Source organism: Neorhizobium sp. SHOUNA12A (genome assembly GCF_023006505.1).
GTDB lineage: Bacteria > Pseudomonadota > Alphaproteobacteria > Rhizobiales > Rhizobiaceae > Neorhizobium.
Window position 1 is genome coordinate 1 of sequence record NZ_JALBGV010000050.1, and the last position, 16,628, is coordinate 16,628.

The 16,628-nt window shown below is 61.5% G+C and carries 19 protein-coding genes; 7 read left to right on the forward strand and 12 right to left on the reverse strand.

Going from position 1 to position 16,628, the window contains the following annotated elements; genetic code table 11:
* From MOV63_RS20615 to MOV63_RS20630, 4 genes are all read right to left on the reverse strand, one after another.
* Positions 1 to 1,281 (reverse strand): ATP-binding protein (locus tag MOV63_RS20615; RefSeq protein ID WP_247036379.1); only part of this gene is annotated, 1,281 nt, incomplete at its 3' end.
* Positions 1,282 to 1,312: 31 nt separating this feature from the next.
* The gene (locus MOV63_RS20620) at positions 1,313 to 2,011 is read right to left on the reverse strand and encodes a response regulator (RefSeq protein ID WP_247036380.1); all 699 of its coding nucleotides are present in this window, start codon (positions 2,009 to 2,011) and stop codon (positions 1,313 to 1,315) included.
* 14 nt (positions 2,012 to 2,025) lie between these two features.
* Positions 2,026 to 2,493, reverse strand: coding sequence for a MarR family winged helix-turn-helix transcriptional regulator (locus MOV63_RS20625; RefSeq protein ID WP_157885245.1), 468 nt, complete (start codon positions 2,491 to 2,493; stop codon positions 2,026 to 2,028).
* Positions 2,494 to 2,747: 254 nt separating this feature from the next.
* Positions 2,748 to 3,419, reverse strand: coding sequence for a DUF1236 domain-containing protein (locus MOV63_RS20630; protein ID WP_247036382.1), 672 nt, complete (start codon positions 3,417 to 3,419; stop codon positions 2,748 to 2,750).
* Positions 3,420 to 3,586: 167 nt separating this feature from the next.
* Between MOV63_RS20630 and MOV63_RS20635 the strand changes: the two genes are divergently transcribed.
* Both MOV63_RS20635 and MOV63_RS20640 read left to right on the forward strand, forming a co-directional pair.
* Positions 3,587 to 3,793, forward strand: coding sequence for a hypothetical protein (locus MOV63_RS20635; protein WP_247036384.1), 207 nt, complete (start codon positions 3,587 to 3,589; stop codon positions 3,791 to 3,793).
* Between the two features lie 70 nt (positions 3,794 to 3,863).
* Entirely contained in the window at positions 3,864 to 4,541 is a 678-nt protein-coding gene (locus tag MOV63_RS20640; protein WP_247036386.1) for an MBL fold metallo-hydrolase, read from the forward strand.
* Positions 4,542 to 4,597: 56 nt separating this feature from the next.
* Here the strand turns inward: MOV63_RS20640 and MOV63_RS20645 are convergent, their stop codons facing one another.
* Both MOV63_RS20645 and MOV63_RS20650 read right to left on the reverse strand, forming a co-directional pair.
* Positions 4,598 to 4,813 carry a cold-shock protein gene (locus tag MOV63_RS20645; RefSeq protein WP_003494703.1) on the reverse strand — a complete coding sequence of 72 codons (216 nt, stop codon included), beginning with the start codon at positions 4,811 to 4,813 and terminating at the stop codon, positions 4,598 to 4,600.
* A gap of 529 nt (positions 4,814 to 5,342) precedes the next feature.
* Positions 5,343 to 6,293 carry an EAL domain-containing protein gene (locus MOV63_RS20650; protein WP_247036387.1) on the reverse strand — a complete coding sequence of 317 codons (951 nt, stop codon included), beginning with the start codon at positions 6,291 to 6,293 and terminating at the stop codon, positions 5,343 to 5,345.
* Positions 6,294 to 6,510: 217 nt separating this feature from the next.
* On the opposite strand from MOV63_RS20650, the gene MOV63_RS20655 reads away from it, so the two are divergent.
* From MOV63_RS20655 to MOV63_RS20665, 3 genes are all read left to right on the forward strand, one after another.
* Positions 6,511 to 7,713: a pyridoxal phosphate-dependent aminotransferase gene (locus MOV63_RS20655; RefSeq protein WP_038588280.1), complete on the forward strand. Its 1,203-nt coding sequence runs from the start codon at positions 6,511 to 6,513 to the stop codon at positions 7,711 to 7,713.
* A gap of 98 nt (positions 7,714 to 7,811) precedes the next feature.
* Positions 7,812 to 8,090, forward strand: a complete 279-nt coding sequence (locus MOV63_RS20660; RefSeq protein ID WP_038544178.1) for a type II toxin-antitoxin system Phd/YefM family antitoxin — start codon at positions 7,812 to 7,814, stop codon at positions 8,088 to 8,090.
* Positions 8,091 to 8,092: 2 nt separating this feature from the next.
* Positions 8,093 to 8,479 carry a type II toxin-antitoxin system VapC family toxin gene (locus tag MOV63_RS20665; RefSeq protein ID WP_247036394.1) on the forward strand — a complete coding sequence of 129 codons (387 nt, stop codon included), beginning with the start codon at positions 8,093 to 8,095 and terminating at the stop codon, positions 8,477 to 8,479.
* 39 nt (positions 8,480 to 8,518) lie between these two features.
* On the opposite strand, the gene MOV63_RS20670 is transcribed toward MOV63_RS20665, so the two are convergent.
* From MOV63_RS20670 to MOV63_RS20685, 4 genes are all read right to left on the reverse strand, one after another.
* The gene (locus MOV63_RS20670) at positions 8,519 to 9,745 is read right to left on the reverse strand and encodes a PQQ-dependent sugar dehydrogenase (protein ID WP_247036396.1); all 1,227 of its coding nucleotides are present in this window, start codon (positions 9,743 to 9,745) and stop codon (positions 8,519 to 8,521) included.
* Between the two features lie 206 nt (positions 9,746 to 9,951).
* Entirely contained in the window at positions 9,952 to 10,386 is a 435-nt protein-coding gene (locus MOV63_RS20675) for a DUF3597 domain-containing protein (RefSeq protein WP_247036397.1), read from the reverse strand.
* A 105-nt stretch (positions 10,387 to 10,491) separates the two neighbouring features.
* The gene (locus MOV63_RS20680) at positions 10,492 to 11,610 is read right to left on the reverse strand and encodes a 5-methyltetrahydropteroyltriglutamate--homocysteine S-methyltransferase (RefSeq protein WP_247036399.1); all 1,119 of its coding nucleotides are present in this window, start codon (positions 11,608 to 11,610) and stop codon (positions 10,492 to 10,494) included.
* Between the two features lie 169 nt (positions 11,611 to 11,779).
* A complete protein-coding gene (locus tag MOV63_RS20685; RefSeq protein WP_247036401.1) occupies positions 11,780 to 12,886 on the reverse strand; it encodes a calcium:proton antiporter in 1,107 nt (368 codons plus the stop codon).
* A 232-nt stretch (positions 12,887 to 13,118) separates the two neighbouring features.
* On the opposite strand from MOV63_RS20685, the gene MOV63_RS20690 reads away from it, so the two are divergent.
* On the forward strand, positions 13,119 to 13,382 hold the full coding sequence (locus MOV63_RS20690; RefSeq protein WP_038544166.1) for a DUF2188 domain-containing protein: 264 nt from the start codon (positions 13,119 to 13,121) through the stop codon (positions 13,380 to 13,382).
* Between the two features lie 5 nt (positions 13,383 to 13,387).
* On the opposite strand, the gene MOV63_RS20695 is transcribed toward MOV63_RS20690, so the two are convergent.
* Entirely contained in the window at positions 13,388 to 14,296 is a 909-nt protein-coding gene (locus MOV63_RS20695) for a LysR family transcriptional regulator (protein ID WP_247036403.1), read from the reverse strand.
* 99 nt (positions 14,297 to 14,395) lie between these two features.
* On the opposite strand from MOV63_RS20695, the gene MOV63_RS20700 reads away from it, so the two are divergent.
* Positions 14,396 to 15,415, forward strand: a complete 1,020-nt coding sequence (locus MOV63_RS20700) for an NAD-dependent epimerase/dehydratase family protein (RefSeq protein ID WP_247036405.1) — start codon at positions 14,396 to 14,398, stop codon at positions 15,413 to 15,415.
* A gap of 54 nt (positions 15,416 to 15,469) precedes the next feature.
* Here MOV63_RS20700 and MOV63_RS20705 read toward each other — a convergent pair whose 3' ends face one another.
* Positions 15,470 to 16,591, reverse strand: coding sequence for an alkene reductase (locus MOV63_RS20705; RefSeq protein ID WP_247036407.1), 1,122 nt, complete (start codon positions 16,589 to 16,591; stop codon positions 15,470 to 15,472).
* Positions 16,592 to 16,628 lie beyond the last annotated feature (37 nt).

Here is a 16,628-nt window from a genome sequence, read left to right on the forward strand (position 1 = left end):
CAGGCCGAGGCCGGTGCCGGACGCGTTGAGGTTGCGGGCCTCGTCGAGGCGGTAGAACGGCTTGAAGACATCCTCGCGCGACCCTGCCGGAATGCCGGGGCCGTCGTCGTCGAGCGTCAGCGTCAGCCATTTGGCGCTGTGCCGCGCGTCCACATGCAGCGATTTGGCGTAACGCTCGCTGTTGGACACGAGGTTGGCGACCAGCCGGGTGAAGGCGTTGGGGCGCACGGCGATCTCGTCCTCGCCGTCGATCTCGTAGGTCATGGTCTTGCCGTGCAGGGTAAATTCCAGGCACAGCTTTTCCAGCAGCTCGCTCAGGCGCAACTCGCCGAAGTCCTCTTCAGCTTCGCCCTTGGCGAAGGCGAGATAACCTTCCAGCATCGACTGCATATCGTCGACGTCCTGGCCCATGCCGGCCAGTTCCGGCTTGTTGCCGGCGAGCGCCAGCTGCAGCTTGAAGCGGGTGAGGATGGTCCTCAAGTCGTGGCTGATGCCGGCGAGCATGGCGGTGCGCTGTTCCATCTGCCGCTCGATGCGTTCGCGCATCTGGATGAAGGCAAGCCCGGCGCGGCGGATTTCTTCAGCGCCGCGCGGGGAGAAGCCGTCGGTCCTCTGCCCCTTGCCGAAGCTCTCGGCAGCGCTCGCAAGCGTCAGGATCGGCCGGATCTGGCCGCGCAGGAAAAGGATAGAGATGATGACCAGAACGAAGGCGGCGCCGATCATCCAGACGAGGAAGATGTGGGTGTTCGAGGCATAGGTGGAGCCGCGGCGGACGAAAACGCGCAACACCCTGGTGTCGAACTTGATGCGGATCTCGACGAGTCGGCTGTCGCCCACCGTATCGATCCAGAAGGGCATCTGTATCTGGCGGGTGATCTGCTCGGCGAGGATGTCGTCGAGGATGGCGAAGAAGGGGCGGGAGCGGGGCGGCGGCAGCTGGCCGTTTTCCTCGACCGCGATGGTGAGGTTCAGCGCGTCGCTGGCGATGCGGCTGATGGCATCATAGTTGCTATCCTGGGGATAGGCCTGGATCACCTCGATAATGCCGGCGATATCGCGGACGGTGCTTTCCGACAGGCGGTCGGTGACCATGCGCCAGTGCCGTTCCATGAAGACGGAGGCGACGACGCCCTGCAGAAGCAGCATCGGCAGGATGACGATCAAAAGCGAGCGGGTGTAGAGCCCGGTCGGCAGGCGGCGGCGCAGCCAGCGGGTCATCGGCCGCCAGCCCGGCAAAGTGAGCCGGTCCATGTCGCGCTTCAGAGAGTCGAAAAATGCCATCCTGCCTTCAGCCTGTGCCGGGTCTCTTCGGCTAATCGATACTCAGCCTGTATCCGATGCCGCGCACCGTCTGGAGATAGACGGGATTGGCCGGATCCTCCTCGATCTTACGCCGCAAACGATTGATCTGCACGTCGATCGTGCGCTCGCCGACCTCCGCGTCATCGCCGATCAGCTCGTGGCGGGGAATGGTATCGCCGGCGCGCAGCGCGAAAAGAAGCATGATCTCCTGTTCGCGATCGGTCAGCCGGATGGTTTCGGCGGCCCTGCGCAATTCCTTGCGCGGGATCGAGAAGGTGAAGGGGCCGAACATGATCTGCTCGATCTTCGGCGTATCAGGCGAAGTGCTGCGGCGCAGGATATTGTTGATGCGCAGGACCAGTTCGCGCGGATCGAAGGGTTTCGACAGATAATCGTCGGCGCCCGCTTCGAGACCGGCGATGCGGGATTCCGATTCGGCGCGGGCGGTCAGCAGGATCACCGGCACCGTCTTCTTCTGGTAGAGCGATTGGGTGAGGGAAATGCCGGATTCGCCGGGCATCATCACGTCGAGGATGATCAGATCGAAATGCAGGCCTTCGAGCTTGCGGCGGGCCTCGGCTGCATCGCCGGCGACGGTGATGCGAAATCCCTGTTCCATCAGGTAGCGGTTCAGGAGATCGCGGATACGCGTGTCGTCGTCGACCACGAGAAGATGAGGCGCATCGTCGGAAGGCTGCAGTTTCGTCATCTCAAAGGTCCCACTTAATCCATATCGCTGTCGACAGGCTCGAGGCTTTCGTCGCGGCCGCGCATGCGGCGCAGGAATTCCTTGACCGAGGCCCGCGTGTCCGGGGTCAGTTCCTCCATGGCGCGAGCGATACGGCGCGATTGCGGCTCGGAAAGGGCGAGCGCCAGTTCACGGCCTGCAAGGGTCGGGTAGAGCCTGCGTTGGCGGCGATCCTTGGCGCCGGCCATCTGGCGAATATAACCCGATTCGATCAATTGCTTGAGCACGCGCGCGAGGCTCTGCTTGGTGATCTGTAGCGTATCGAGAAGGTCGGTGACCATCATGCCCGGTTGGCGGGATACGAAATAGACGACGCGGTGGTGGGCGCGGCCCATGCCGATCTTGGCGAGGATCGCATCCGGATCGGACACGAAATCACGGTAGGCGAAGAAAAGCAGTTCGATGGTCTCGAAGTCGATCTGGGCTTCGTCGACTGCCGGCATTGTCGGCAGGACCTTCTTGACGGCTTTTCCCGTCGATGCGCGCGACACTCGCGTTTCCTTTCCCTTTATGGCTCTTGTGCCCACGCTCAGATGCCCGTGGAGCCGAAGCTCTTATTTGCTGATTTCACAGTGTAACCTGACGCATGTCATAAAGCGCGAACAGGCTGAACAATCAACAGCATTTGTTGGGGAAGGCGAGTGGCCGCGGGCCATGGGACAAGGGCGCTGCCAGACAGCGCCCCTTGCGATAAAGCTCACTCGTAGATGTGGACGATGCGGCGGGTGCCGGGATCGACAAGAACCGGGCGGTCGTTGACCACGACATAATCATAATCGTAATCGGGCACTTGCCGGACCACGACACCGGGCGGCAACGTCGCGCCGATCGCCACTTCGTTGCGGACATAGACCGGCTCGGCCGGGTGCTCTTCTATATAGCTGATCACGGTTTCCGGCGGGTCGACAGGCTCGACGGCGCCGACTGGGCCGAGCAGGATATCGCCCGGACCGGGGACGGGGGCCGGCGGAGCGACGCTTGCGGTCGTCTCATGAGCGACGCCTGCAGTCGTCTCATAGGTGACGGACGGCACTTCGTACTGGGTGCGATATTCCTCAACCGCGACCGCCGAGCCGTTGTGGCGGATTGTCAGGTATTCCGCGTAGACCCAGCCGCGCATGCCGTTGACGTCGATGCGGCACCATTTGCTACCCTTGAGGCAACCGTCCATCATGGCCGGGCTGCCGCGGGTGGCCATCCCGATTTCGGGATAGTTCTGGCCGGGACCGGAGCGGACGATGATGTCCGAGGCGGTCGTGGTGGTCATCTGCGCCTGGGCGGGCAGGGCGAGCGCCGAAAGGACGGCGCCGAGGCCCAGCCATGTCAGGTCCCGCCACTTCAATTCCGGGCATTTCAACCAAGTCGTCATGGATTTTCTCCTCATGTTGACTGGCAGGGTAACACCCCGCGTGTCCGGTGGTTCCGCCGAATGCGGGTGGATTCTGCAAGCTGTGGCGGGGGGCCACAGCTATAAAGAGGCACGGAACCTTTATGCCGCCAGTCCATTGATCCCGCCATAAACACCGGAGAGACCTCATGACGACCCAGACGATGACCGCCCAGACCTTTGCCGCGCTGCCCCCGATCCGCATGGAAACATTGAGCCCCTCACATCCGCTCAAGAGCTTGCTGATGACTGTTTTCGTGCTGAAGATCTTGGTTGCGGCTTTCCTGATCGCCACCGTATCGCTCGCGCCACCGGTTTCCCCTGACGCCCATTACACGACCCTTGCCTCGAATTGATCTTTTCGGCTGAAATGCCCTGCGTTTATCGGTATACCCCGGCAAGCATCATCGTTTAGGCCGAGGCACCATGGGCAAGTTACAGGCCGGAATCACTCCGGTTACGCCATTCCAGCAGAACTGCACGATCCTCTTCGACGACGAGACTAAAGAGGGCGTGGTCGTCGATCCGGGCGGCGATGTACCGACCATCCTTCAGGTCATCGAGGAAAACGGCGTCACCCTCAAGGAGATCTGGTTGACGCACGGGCATATCGACCATGCGGGCGGCGCGGACGAATTGCGCGAGGCGCTCGGCATCCAGGTGATCGGTCCCCACGAGGCGGACCTGCCGTTGCTGCAGCGCCTTGAGACGCAGGCGGAAAAATTCGGGGTGAAGATGGCGGTGCGCAACGTCGTGCCGGACCGCTGGCTGAACGAAGGAGACAAGGTTTCATTCGGCGAGCATGTGTTCGAGATCTTCCATTGCCCCGGACATGCGCCCGGGCACGTGATCTACTACAACCGGGCCCAGGGTTTTGCACATCTCGGCGACGTGTTGTTCAACGGCTCGATCGGGCGCACGGATCTGCCGGGCGGAGACCACGATACGCTACTCGCCTCGATCCGCGACAAGGTTCTGCCGCTCGGCGACGAGGTCGGATTCATCTGCGGCCACGGGCCGGGCAGCAGGATTGGCGACGAACGGCGCACCAATCCATTCCTGCGCGGCCTCGGTGGACCGAAGCCGCAACACACGTCGGTTTAAAAAAAACCCGGCATCTTCTGCCGGGCTTCAACTCGAAATGGCAAGCCTCGGAAGGCTTAGCCGGCGATCTGCAGATTGACGGCCTTGGGGCCTTTGCCGCGACGATCCGGTTCCGTGTCGAAGCTTACTTTCTGGTTTTCCGACAATCCGGACAGGCCGGAAGCCTGTACGGCAGAGATATGAACAAAGATATCGGCGCCACCATTGTCAGGCTTGATAAAGCCGAAGCCTTTGTCGGTATTGAAGAATTTTACAGTGCCAGTCTCGGCCATGCAGCAGGTCCTTTTCTCTCTGTCCGTGTTCAGCGGCGGACAGCATCACAGTGTAGCCCCGAAGGGCGGCGGCAGGCAGCTTTAAGAAAGGGTCCCTGTCTTTACCGCGATGACCGGAAGGAATTGCTTTGAAATCTCCGCCCCCGGTCTACCGCCCGAAGTCTTAGCGCCTTCGGAGCGCGTCATTATAGGTCTTCCCATGCTCGTAAATTGCCCGAACTTGCACAGAGTGCTGTGTTTATCGAAAATTGGCAAGAAAAAGTTTTTTGAACTGTTGCCACAATGAGAAATTGCAGATCGCCAGAACCCCTGAAAATGCGGGCTTTGCGCGTTTCTTTGCGCCCCGGGAACGCAAATCCATCGCCGGCAATGCTTCCTTAACCCTGTTCTGTGCCATTTTGGCGCTAAGGGCGCGAAAAGAAAAAATTTCGCCATTCAAAGGTTTCAGGCGGCGCGAAGGCTGCTTAGGTATCGATGATCGCCGCCACGGCGGTAGCCGTCCAGGGCGTGAAAATTGCCGTTTGCCGCATCATTCGCCGTTTGATTGCCGGCGGCCGAAGGCACGGGCAGGTCTTGCGAATACCGGCTTTGGGAGAACCGGAGGAGGGGCAACGACTGCGGCCCGGCCGATGCCGAGTGTGATGTCGTTGCCGCTTGCCTGGGGCGGCGCGAAGTCGGCAAAACTTTCTGGAAAGTTCTCGTTGAATGTCGTCGGTGCCAGTTCGGGCCGGGCAAGGGCATACCCCTGCATCAGCGGCACGCCGAGTTCCTCGCACAGATCCACCTGCCAGAGCTCTTCGAGCCCTTCGAAGATGGGGTCGATACCATCGTCGAGCATCTGCCGAACGATGACGCGCAGCAGCGCGTAACCGGCGGAATTGTCGAGGAAGTCGCGCACCCAGGCGGCCTCGAATTTCACGTAGTCCGGCTTGATGCGCTTCAGACGGTCGAGATCGGAATCGCGGGCGCCGTAGTCGTCGATGGCGATGCGAAAGCCGACCGCCTGCATGTGCTCGGTGAAGGCGACGACAATGTCATCCGACGCACCGGATCTTTCGGAGATCTCGCAGACGATCCGATCGGGCGCCAGGCCAGCCTCGTGGCTGGCGACCTTGATGCGATCGACTTCCTGGCGCATTTCCTGGGACGTGCGGAAGAGGCCGGGATGGAACTTGACGAAGATCCCGGCGCGGGACCGGTTCAGCCGGCCGGTGTTCAAGATGTGAATGGTGCGCAGGATGCTGTCGACATCGGCCATGTCGACGGGGGACACGAGCGGAAAGAACTCGGCCGGCGACACCGGTTCGTTGTCGCGGGAGGCGCGCAGCAGACCCTCGAAAGCTTCGATTTCAAGGCCGGTTTCCGGACCGGAGCGAAGGATCGGCTGCAGCGCGGATTGCAGCAGGAAAGGGCCGTAGACGGTGGAAAACGACCCGTTGTCGCTGCGAACCAGATTGGCGAAGATGCTTCTCGGCGTCATGCCCGTGCCCGTCGATTTCCGTTATCCATCCCTTCTGGTTGTAGCAGCCAAGGGTTACGCGGCTGTAAACAAGGTTTCGAAGGTTTTAATCAGCTTCTTTCATGGTTCTCATTCAAGCTTTGTGCTTGAAACGGCGTCATAGTTTAGACATAGAGCGTACGGGCGGTTTTCGGCGCGCGATGCCGCCTTGTTCCAACAGCTCTTCAGGACGAAGATTATGGCCTTTCTTGCCGACGCACTTTCCCGCGTAAAGCCCTCTGCCACCATCGCCGTTTCCCAGAAAGCCCGTGACCTCAAAGCAAAGGGCCGCGACGTAATCGGGCTCGGCGCAGGCGAGCCGGATTTCGATACGCCGGAAAACATCAAGAAAGCCGCCATCGACGCGATCAATCGCGGCGAGACCAAATATCCGCCGGTCTCCGGCATTCCGCAGCTTCGCGAGGCGATCGCCAAGAAGTTCAAGCGCGAAAACAATCTCGACTACACGCCGGCCCAGACGATCGTCGGCACTGGCGGAAAGCAGATTCTTTTCAACGCCTTCATGGCGACCTTGAACCCTGGCGATGAAGTCATCATCACCGCACCCTACTGGGTTTCCTATCCGGAGATGGTTGCCATCTGCGGTGGTACCTCGGTGATCATCAAGGCGAGCCAGGAAAACAACTTCAAGGTGACAGCCGCCGATCTTGAAAAGGCGATCACGCCGAAGACCAAGTGGTTCCTGTTCAATTCGCCGTCCAACCCGTCGGGCGCGGCCTATAGCCATGACGAACTCAAGGCGTTGACCGACGTGCTCCTCAAGCACGAGCATGTCTGGGTGCTGACCGACGACATGTACGAGCACCTGACCTACGGCGACTTCAAGTTCGTCTCGCCGGCGGAAGTGGAGCCGAAGCTCTACAACCGCACGCTGACGATGAACGGCGTTTCCAAGGCCTATGCGATGACCGGCTGGCGTATCGGTTATGCGGCCGGCCCGCTCGAACTGATCAAGGCGATGGATATGATCCAAGGCCAGCAGACGTCAGGTGCCTGCACGATCGCTCAGTGGGCTTCCGTCGAGGCGCTCAACGGTCCGCAGGATTTCATCCCGGCCAACAAGAAGATCTTCGAAGCGCGCCGCGACCTGGTGGTATCGATGCTGAACCAGGCGAAGGGCATCGTCTGCCCGTCTCCGGAAGGCGCCTTCTACGTCTACCCATCCTGCGCCGGTCTGATCGGCAAGACTTCGCCGTCGGGCAAGGTCATGGAGACCGACGAGGATTTCGTCACCGAGCTTCTGGAAACCGAAGGCGTGGCCGTCGTCCACGGTTCGGCCTTCGGCCTCGGCCCCAATTTCCGCATTTCCTATGCGGCTTCGGAAGAACAGCTCGAAGAAGCCTGCAAGCGGATCCAGCGCTTCTGCGCAAACTGCAAGTAAGCTCTGGCGATTTCTGCACGAAGCCCGCCGGCGACGGCGGGCTTCGTCGCTTTCAGGCGTCCGTTGACCACGGGGGCGACCGGACATACATTTCGGTTATGAAAACCGTTTCTCTTCGCGAAGCTCAGGACCGCCTCGACGAACTTGCCCAGGATGTGGAGCAGGGCGAGACCGTGACGGTGACACGGGACGGCAAGCCGGTGTTCGATATCGTGCCGCATATCGAGGCAGTGGAACCGGAAAAGAAGGGCGGCATCAATCTTGAGGCGGCGCAAGCCTATCTGCGCGCCAGGGGTATTACCAATCCCTTCCCGTATATCGCCGACGACTTCGACGATCCGCTGCCGGAAGATTTCCTGCTGAGGCCGCTGCCTTAGTGATGCGATGTCTGCTCGACACACATATGGTCATTGCCGTTCTGCGGAACGACATCCATAAACGTTTTCCTGAAGCGGGTAGTCTGGTTATTTCGCAAGGCTTTTCTGGATTCGTCAGCGTCGCCAGCCTTTGGGAAATCGCAATTAAATCCCGATTGGGAAAGCTGGATCCCGGAATGGAGTTGGATGCCATGCCGGGAGCCGTGAATGATACGGGCCTCACCATCCTCCCCATCGACATCCCGCATGTTATCACCGCCGCCGAGCCGGAACCTGATACGCGCGATCCCTTCGACCGGCTTCTGTTGGCGCAATGCCAGGTCGAAGGGCTGCAGCTCGTGACGATCGACCGGGCGCTTGTCGGGCATCGTCTGGCATTCAAATTCTAGGTGAGGCGGCATCCGAGGGCGCCGCCTGCCGAATGCTCATCAGCTCTTGGTCAGCTTCACGATCGTCGATTCCCCGCCGCCGCGCTGTTCGGTCACCGCATAAACGGCGCCGTCGGGGCCGACCTTGACGTCGCGGATGCGGGCGCCGAGCGGTACGCGTTCCTCATAGGCCACCTTGTCGCCGTCCATGTGGACGACGACGATGCCCTGGGCGACGAGGCCGCCGATCAGGAAGGAGTTCTTCCATTCCGGGATGGCGTCGCCGTCATAATAGGCCATGCCGGACGGAGCGATCACCGGGTCCCAGAAATAGACCGGCTGTTCCGTCTCCTTCATGGCGGTGATGCCCTTGCCGATCGGCCTGCCGCTATAGTCGATACCGTAGGTGACTTCCGGCCAGCCGTAATTCTTGCCGGCTTCCGGGCGGTTCAGTTCGTCGCCGCCGCGTGGACCGTGTTCTACTGTCCAGAGACGGCCCTGCCCGTCGAGGGTGGCGGACTGCAGGTTGCGGTGGCCGAGCGACCAGATTTCCGGCCGGGCGCCCTGGCGGTCGACGAACGGATTGTCGGGCAGCGCCTTGCCGTTCATGTCGATGCGAAAGATCTTGCCGAGGCCGCTCGCAATATCCTGGGCCTGCACGCGCGGTTGCGGATCGGAACGTTCGCCGACCGTCACGTAGAGTTCGTTGTTGGGGCCGAAGGCGAGGCGTGAGCCGAAATGCTTGTTGCCGTCGTAGCTCGGCATCTGGCGGAAGATGACTCTGAGATTTTCCAGCCTGCCGCCGCCGCGATCGTCAGGAACGAGCTTGGCCGAGGCGACCGACGTGCCGTTGCCGTCGTCGCGCTGCTCGGAGAAGGAGAAGAAGATCATGCCCGAGGTCGCAAAGTCCGGGGCAAGCGCCACGTCGAGCAGGCCTCCCTGGCCGCCGGAAAGCACTTTCGGCACACCTTCGATCTTCGGTCCCGCTTCGCCCTCTTCCGAGATGATGTGCATGGCACCCTGTTTGGCGGTTACCAGCATGCGGCCGTCGGGCAGGAATTCCATCGCCCAGAGATGCGGCAGGCCGTCGGCGACCACTTCCTGGGTGATCTTCGGCATCCGGGCCGGCTGCGGAGCACGCGTCTGGTTGGCGAAGGCGGGTTTCTGGTCGCGAGCGTTTGGCGCTTTGGTTTCCGCGGGCTGGCCGGCGTTTTGGGCAAAAACGGGGCCGGCGACCAAGGCAAGCGAGAGGGCCGAACCGGTCAGGAGAAGACTGAGGCGTTTCATCATGGACTCCCTTTCAATGGGCGGATTACCGCCGAGGCCTGCAATGACACCCCGCACGCGGCGAAGGGGTATCGGGCAATGGCCTTCATCTAGGGCGTTCATCGGCAAGCGCCGAACACAGTTCGTTCAAGATTATTTTATTGACGTGCCGCGAACAAAAGCCCGCCGGTGAAAGCGGGCTCGATGCGTTCGGGGGAGGTCGAGGATCAGTCGGCGAGTTCAGCCGGGACCTTGCCACCGTTTTCGGCGAGTTTTTTCATCAGCGCCTTGTGGAGCCAGACGTTCATTGTCGCGGAGTCGTTGGTATCGCCGGTATAGTGCAGCTCGGCGGCCAGTTCCTTGCGGGCGCTGAGGCTGGAGTCCAGATCGAGGGCCTTCATCAGGTCGACGATCGACTTGCGCCAATCGAGCTTCTGACCACTCTTCTTGACGGCGGCGTCGAGTATGGGCGTGATGTCGACCGGAGCCGACGAGGAGGGGGCTGCGGGCGCTGCCGATGGGATCGGCGTCGGATTGGCCATCGGTGCAGCGGATGCGGAAACCGGAGCGGCGGGTTTCAGAGGTTCGGCGGGCGTGGCGGACTGCGCCGCTTCGGCATGACCGCCCCAAATCGCGTTCTTGATCTTGTCGAATATACCCATTTTAAAAGTCTCCCTGAGTTTATTTGTCAGGAGAACGTCGGGCGGTGACGCGAATTCTCAAGAGCCGGCCGCAGTTAAATCGATACCTGCGGCCGGAGGAGTGGATCAGGCCGTGCCCCAGATGGCTTCGGCGGTCTGAACGACGAGTTCCAGCTTGCGCTTCTGGTCGTCCTCGGTGATCGAATTGCCTTCTTCGGTCGAGGCGAAACCGCATTGCGGCGCAATGCCGAGCTGGTCGATGTCGACGAACTTGGAGGCTTCGTCGAAGTGGCGGCGCAGCGAGTCGAGCGTTTCCAGTTCGCCGGTCTTGGTGGTGATGAAGCCCGGATAGACGCGCTGCTTGGAGCCCTTCTGGAGCAGGCTCAGCGGCTGCAGGCCGCCGGCGCGCTCGGTGTCGTATTCCATGAAGAACATGTCGACGCCGGTCTTGTTGAAGATCGCGTCGGCCGCCGCATCATAGCCGCCTTCGGCAGCCCAGGTGGAGCGGAAGTTGCCACGGCACATATGCATGCCGATCAGCATGTCCTTCGGGCGATCCTTGATCGCTTCATGCATGGTCAATGCGTATTTCTCGATCAGCCAGTCCGGATCGTAGCCTTCCTCACGCTTCATGGCGCGCTGCTTCTCGTCGCCGAGATAGGCGAAGTAGATGTCGTCCATCTGCAGATAACGGCAGCCGGCGTCGTAGAACTTCTGCACGGCCTTGGCATAGGTGCGGGCGAGAGCTGCGAACAGCGCTTCCTGATCCTGGTATTCCGGATAGGTGACGTCAGCACGAGCGGTGCGGTAATGGGCGACGCTCGGGCCGGGGATGGAGATTTTCGGCGTCACCTTGGTGTTGGCGGCGAGGAACTTGAAGTGTTCCAGATGCGGGTGATCGTCCGGGAAGTCGAGCTTGCCGTTGATGGTCGGGAAGGTCGGCGGCAGTTTGACGCCGTGGAAGGTGACGCCTTTGTGGGCTTCGCGGGTGACGAATTCCATGCCGTCGAGCAGGCCGAGGAAGTCGTAGTGCCAGAAGTGGCGACGGGCTTCGCCGTCGGTCACGACCTTCAGGCCGACGCTTTCCTGCAGCTTGACGAGTTCCCGGATGCCTTCGTCTTCGACGGCCTTCAACTCGTCCGCGGAAATGCTCTTGTCTTCATAGAACTTCTTGCGGGCGTCCTTGACGGACGCGGGACGCAGCAGCGAACCGACGTGGTCGGCTCTGTAGGGAGGTGTAGACATTTGAAATCTCCTTCATGCGCAACATGGTGATCGCGCCCATTGCTGGACAACCGGCTGTGAAGCCGGCCTTCGCCGCGGCGGACACGACCATATTTCAGACATTGATTCAACCTCTTCACGACCCGATTCCGTTCCCGCGCGCAAGCCTTTGACGCGGAATCTTTTTCGCTTAGAGGCCCAGTGCCGTCAGCATCACGAATGTCGCAAAGAGAACGAAGTGGGTCATGCCCTCGATGGCGTTCGTCTGCCCGTCGTTGAGGTTGATCGCGGCGGCGATCAGGGTGACGGTGACCATGACGGTCTGGACCGGCGTCATCGCCATGACGAACGGCTGGCCACTGTAGAGCGCGATGCCCTCCATGACAGGCACGGTGAGGATGACGGTCGACAGCGACGCGCCCATGGCGATGTTGACGACGGACTGCATGCGGTTGCGCAGTGCCGCGCGCAGGGCGGTCAGGATTTCGGGCGCTGCGGAAATCGCCGCAACCACGACAGCCATCAATGTCAGCGGTGCCCCGCTGCCCTCCAACCCGGCATTCATGAGCGTAGACATGAATTCGGCAAGGAAGCCGATGATCAGGACGCCGACAAGAATGACGCCGATGGAGATCGCCGCGGATTCATGCTCGGCTTCCGCCTGCGGCGCCTGTGTGCCGGTTGGCGGCTTCGCAGCGCGCGGATAGGTGTAGCTGAAGAAATAGCTGTGCGGCCCGACCTGCATCTTCAGGAATACCGCATAGAGCGCGATCATCGCGCAGATCGTGAAGGCGGAATAATAGTGCCAGCGGTCGCCGGGGATGAATTCCGGGACGATCATGGAAATGCCCATGGCGGTCAGGATCATCACGCTGTAGGTGCGGCTGGAATCGTCGTTATAGGGCTGCTCGCCATGGCGCAGGCCGCCGAGCAGGGCGGCGAGGCCGAGGATGCCGTTGATGTCGAGCATGACGGCCGCATAGATCGTGTCGCGCACCAGGGTAGGGGAACTGGTGTTTCCCATCATGATGGCGAGGATCAGCACCTCGACCGCTACCGCCGACAGCGTCAGGATCATCGTGCCATAGGGATCGCCGACCTTGTGGGCGAGTATTTCGGCATGGTGGGCGACACGGGTGGAGGCGAGGATGATGATGCCGATCAGGACGGCCGCGGCGATCAGCGACGCCGTTTTGCCGGCCTCGAGCACGGAATGCTCAATGGAATAAGCGACGAAACCAGCCGCCAGCGCGACGATGAGAAACCTTTCCTGCTTCAGCAGGGACAACAAACCCACATTCCGCTCCTGACCTTGGCCGATGACAATCTAATGCGGCAACCTGCGGCATCAAGCACGGTTCCGCTTTCGCCTCGAAGATTTGCGGTCGGCGGTCTTTGATGCCATAATTTATGACGTGATTTGCGATGTGGCTTGGAACTTCGTGGCACCTTTTCAATTTTTCACGCCGATGCCGCGACAGGACAAGGATCCGAATGGATCAAGGCAGCCATGAAAGACAGGAGGGAGTATGACCAAGGTTACCTATAAAGTCGTGCCGCATGATGGCGGCTGGGCCTATCGGCAAGGCGACGTCTATTCGGAAACCTTTCCTAGCCATTCAGACGCTTTGCAGGCGGCCCGCATCGTAGCGGCCGAACAGCAGGTCGGCGGAGAGCCGGAAGAAATCAGCTGGCAGGACGAAAAGGGCATCTGGCACACCGAATACAGCGAGGGTGGCGACCGGCCCGAGGCCGAGGTCATGGATGGCGACGAGGCGCCGACCACCCACTGAAAACGTCAGCCGCGGACATAGTCTAGCAAGCCTTTGGTCAGCGCGTCGAAGGTGACGCGCCAGCGGGGCGACGATTTCAGGTTTTCGTGCATGGCGACCCAGGTATCGAGCGGCAGTTCGAAGACGCCGGGCAACACCCGGATCAGATCCGGGTCACGCCGGGCGATGCCGACCTGACAGATGCCGATGCCGACACCGCCGCGGATCGCCGCCAGTTGCGCGAGATTGTTGTCCGCCCGGTAGCTCCAGCGGATATTTTCTATATCGGGAAAGGCCGGGGAGGTCATGCGGATACGGTCCGCAGCGGCGCGAACGAAGGCGGTGGGGCGATCGAAGCCGACCAGCCGGTGGGTGGCCAGGTCTTCAGGGCTTTGCGGAACGCCATGTCGGTCCAGATAACGGCGATGAGCAAAAAGCCCGAGAGGGATTTCGCCGATATGGCGGGTGACGAGCGCGTCCTGGGCCGGGCTGGTCATACGCACGGCAATATCCGACTCGCGCCTTAAAAGGTCTTCCAGCTCGTCCGACAATGACAGCTCCAGCTCCAGCCCGGGATATTCGTCCTGGAGAGCCGCCAGGATTGGCGGGAGAACCTCAACGCCGATCACTTCGCTGGCGCTGATCCTCACCGTTCCCCTGACGGTTCCGATCTCGCCCGAGGCCAGCCGCTGCATGGCAGCGGCCGTGATGGCGAGGTTTTCCGCATAGGGTTTCATCGCCAGCGCCGGTTCGGTCGGCAGCAGGCCCTGCTGCGAGCGAGTGAAGAGCTGGAAGCCCACGGCCTCTTCCAATGCATCGATATGGCGGCCGACGGTCGGCTGGGTCAGACCGAGTTCGCGCGCGGCGGCAGACAGCGAGCCGAGCCGCAGGACGGCGAGGAAGGTGCGGTAAAAGTCCCAGCTGATGTCATTCATTTTTGTATGGATGCCAAAGAAATTCTGCCAATTCCGTATAGGGGCGAATGGCGCGATAGTCCAGCCAACGAAACGCATGCAGCTGGAAGGATTGCCGCCATGTCGGAACTATCGAACTCAAACCCCGTAAAGCCTATCGCACTGGTTCTCGGTGCCACCGGCGGGATCGGCGGCCATATGGCGCGCGGCCTTGCCGCGCGTGGCTGGACCGTCCGCGCCCTTAACCGCAAGGCCGGGGGAGCGGCGAAGCGCGAACCTCGCTTTCACTGGCTCCAGGGCGACGCGATGAATGCCGCCGATGTCCGCCGCGCCGCCCAGGATGCCAAGCTGATCGTCCACGCGGTCAATCCGCCCGGCTACAAGGATTGGGAAAAGCTGGTCCTGCCGATGCTAGACAACACGATCGCAGCGGCCCGCGCCGTCGGCGCCCGCATCCTGCTGCCCGGCACGGTCTATAATTACGGGCAGGATGCCTTTCCTGAGATCACCGAGGAGAGCCCGCAGAACCCGGTAACGCGCAAGGGCGCGATCCGGGTCGAGCTGGAACGCCGGCTGGAGGTTGCGTCGAGCGAGGGTGTGCCGGTGCTGATCGTGCGGGCTGGTGATTATTTCGGCCCCGGTGCAGCAAACAGCTGGTTCGCCCAAGGCCTGGTGAAACCCGGCAAGCCGGTGACCTCGGTCAGCCGGCCGAATGCCCAGGGCATCGGGCATCAATGGGCCTATTTGCCGGATGTCGCCGAAACCATGCTGCGGCTGATCGACCGGGAGGGTGAACTACCGCGTTTCGCGCGTTTCCAGATGCGCGGCTTCTGGGACCGGGATGGGCGCGAGATGATCGCGGCGATCGGCCGGGTCGTCGGGCATCCGATTAAGGTGAGGGCGTTCCCGTGGTGGTTGTTGAAGCTCGGCTCGCCCTTCGTCCCGATCTTCCGCGAACTCGGCGAGATGCGTTACCTCTGGAAGGTGCCGGTGCGGATGAGCAATGACAAACTGCGGGCCTTGCTCGGTGAAGAGCCCTCGACGGCCATCGATGAGGCAGTTCGGACGACGCTTGTCGATCTCGGCTGTATCGAGCCCAAGCCGACCAAGGCTGCAAGGCCGGTGGTGCTTTTAGCCTGAGCGGTATTCTCAAAAGGAAAGGGCCGCTTTTAGGCGGCCCCGTCTCTGTTTCAATCACGCAACGGCTTCGAGTACCGGATAGTCGGTATAGCCCTTGGCGCCGCCACCGTAGAAGGTGGACTTGTCGGCCTCGTTGAGCGGCGCATTGTCCTTGAAGCGCTGCACGAGGTCCGGGTTGGCGAGGAAGAGCTTGCCGAAGGCGACAGCGTCCGCATAACCGCTTTCGACGGCCTTGGAGGCGCTTTCGCGGTCATATCCGTTGTTGACGAGCCAGCCGCCCTTGCCGCCTGCCTTGCGGTAGACATCCTTGAGTTCCTGGTAATCGAAGGGCTTGTCGCCCTGGAAGAAGGCGCGGTCGCCGCCGGTCGCCCCTTCGATCACGTGAATGAAGGAGAGGCCGCGAGGACCGAGCTGCTTGACGACATAGTTGAAGACGGCTTGCGGATCGGGGTCGCTGACGCCATTGGCCGGTGTCACCGGCGACAGGCGGATGCCGACGCGACCGGCGCCGATTTCCTTGGTGACCGCGTCGACGACTTCGAGCAGGAAGCGGGCGCGGTTCTCGATCGAGCCGCCGTATTCGTCCGTGCGCTGGTTGGCGCCCGACCTCAGGAACTGGTCGATCAGGTAGCCGTTGGCGCCGTGGATTTCGATGCCGTCGAAGCCGGCGTCGATCGCGGCGCGGGCGCCCTTGGCGAAATCAGCGACGATGCCGGCGATTTCCGCATGTTCCAGCGCGCGGGGAGCGGAGGTATCGACAAAGGTACCGTTGCCATCCGGATTAATGATGTAGGTCTTGCCGCCGGCGGGAATGGCCGAGGGCGCAACGGGAGCGCCGCCGTTCGGCTGCAGGGAGGTGTGCGAGACACGACCGACATGCCAGATCTGGGTGACGATCTTGCCGCCTCTGCGGTGGACGGCATCGGTCACCTTCTTCCAGCCTTCGATCGCCTGCGGCAGATAAAGGCCCGGCACGTCCGCATAACCCTGGCCCTGCTGGCTGACCGGAGTGCCTTCGGTGACGATCAGACCCGCGCTGGCGCGTTGTTCGTAATAGGTGACGTTGAGGTTGTTGGGGATCGCTTTCGGCGAACGGTTGCGCGTCAGGGGAGCCATGACGACGCGATTGGCGAGTTCGATATCGCCGAACCTGGTCGGATCAAAAATGCTTGTCATCGGAAATTCCTTATGCGGTTGGGAGGAGGGGCGGAGG

Bases quoted from the DNA above. Each gene is read 5' to 3' on its own strand.
- MOV63_RS20640 (WP_247036386.1), top strand. From the start codon at position 3,864: ATGGGCAAGTTACAGGCCGGAATCACTCCGGTTACGCCATTCCAGCAG.
- MOV63_RS20660 (WP_038544178.1), top strand. From the start codon at position 7,812: ATGAAAACCGTTTCTCTTCGCGAAGCTCAGGACCGCCTCGACGAACTT.
- MOV63_RS20670 (WP_247036396.1), bottom strand. From the start codon at position 9,745: ATGAAACGCCTCAGTCTTCTCCTGACCGGTTCGGCCCTCTCGCTTGCC.
- MOV63_RS20650 (WP_247036387.1), bottom strand. From the start codon at position 6,293: ATGACGCCGAGAAGCATCTTCGCCAATCTGGTTCGCAGCGACAACGGG.
- MOV63_RS20630 (WP_247036382.1), bottom strand. From the start codon at position 3,419: ATGACGACTTGGTTGAAATGCCCGGAATTGAAGTGGCGGGACCTGACA.
- MOV63_RS20700 (WP_247036405.1), top strand. From the start codon at position 14,396: ATGTCGGAACTATCGAACTCAAACCCCGTAAAGCCTATCGCACTGGTT.
- MOV63_RS20675 (WP_247036397.1), bottom strand. From the start codon at position 10,386: ATGGGTATATTCGACAAGATCAAGAACGCGATTTGGGGCGGTCATGCC.
- MOV63_RS20645 (WP_003494703.1), bottom strand. From the start codon at position 4,813: ATGGCCGAGACTGGCACTGTAAAATTCTTCAATACCGACAAAGGCTTC.
- MOV63_RS20705 (WP_247036407.1), bottom strand. From the start codon at position 16,591: ATGACAAGCATTTTTGATCCGACCAGGTTCGGCGATATCGAACTCGCC.
- MOV63_RS20655 (WP_038588280.1), top strand. From the start codon at position 6,511: ATGGCCTTTCTTGCCGACGCACTTTCCCGCGTAAAGCCCTCTGCCACC.
- MOV63_RS20635 (WP_247036384.1), top strand. From the start codon at position 3,587: ATGACGACCCAGACGATGACCGCCCAGACCTTTGCCGCGCTGCCCCCG.
- MOV63_RS20695 (WP_247036403.1), bottom strand. From the start codon at position 14,296: ATGAATGACATCAGCTGGGACTTTTACCGCACCTTCCTCGCCGTCCTG.
- MOV63_RS20680 (WP_247036399.1), bottom strand. From the start codon at position 11,610: ATGTCTACACCTCCCTACAGAGCCGACCACGTCGGTTCGCTGCTGCGT.
- MOV63_RS20620 (WP_247036380.1), bottom strand. From the start codon at position 2,011: ATGACGAAACTGCAGCCTTCCGACGATGCGCCTCATCTTCTCGTGGTC.
- MOV63_RS20625 (WP_157885245.1), bottom strand. From the start codon at position 2,493: ATGCCGGCAGTCGACGAAGCCCAGATCGACTTCGAGACCATCGAACTG.
- MOV63_RS20665 (WP_247036394.1), top strand. From the start codon at position 8,093: ATGCGATGTCTGCTCGACACACATATGGTCATTGCCGTTCTGCGGAAC.
- MOV63_RS20690 (WP_038544166.1), top strand. From the start codon at position 13,119: ATGACCAAGGTTACCTATAAAGTCGTGCCGCATGATGGCGGCTGGGCC.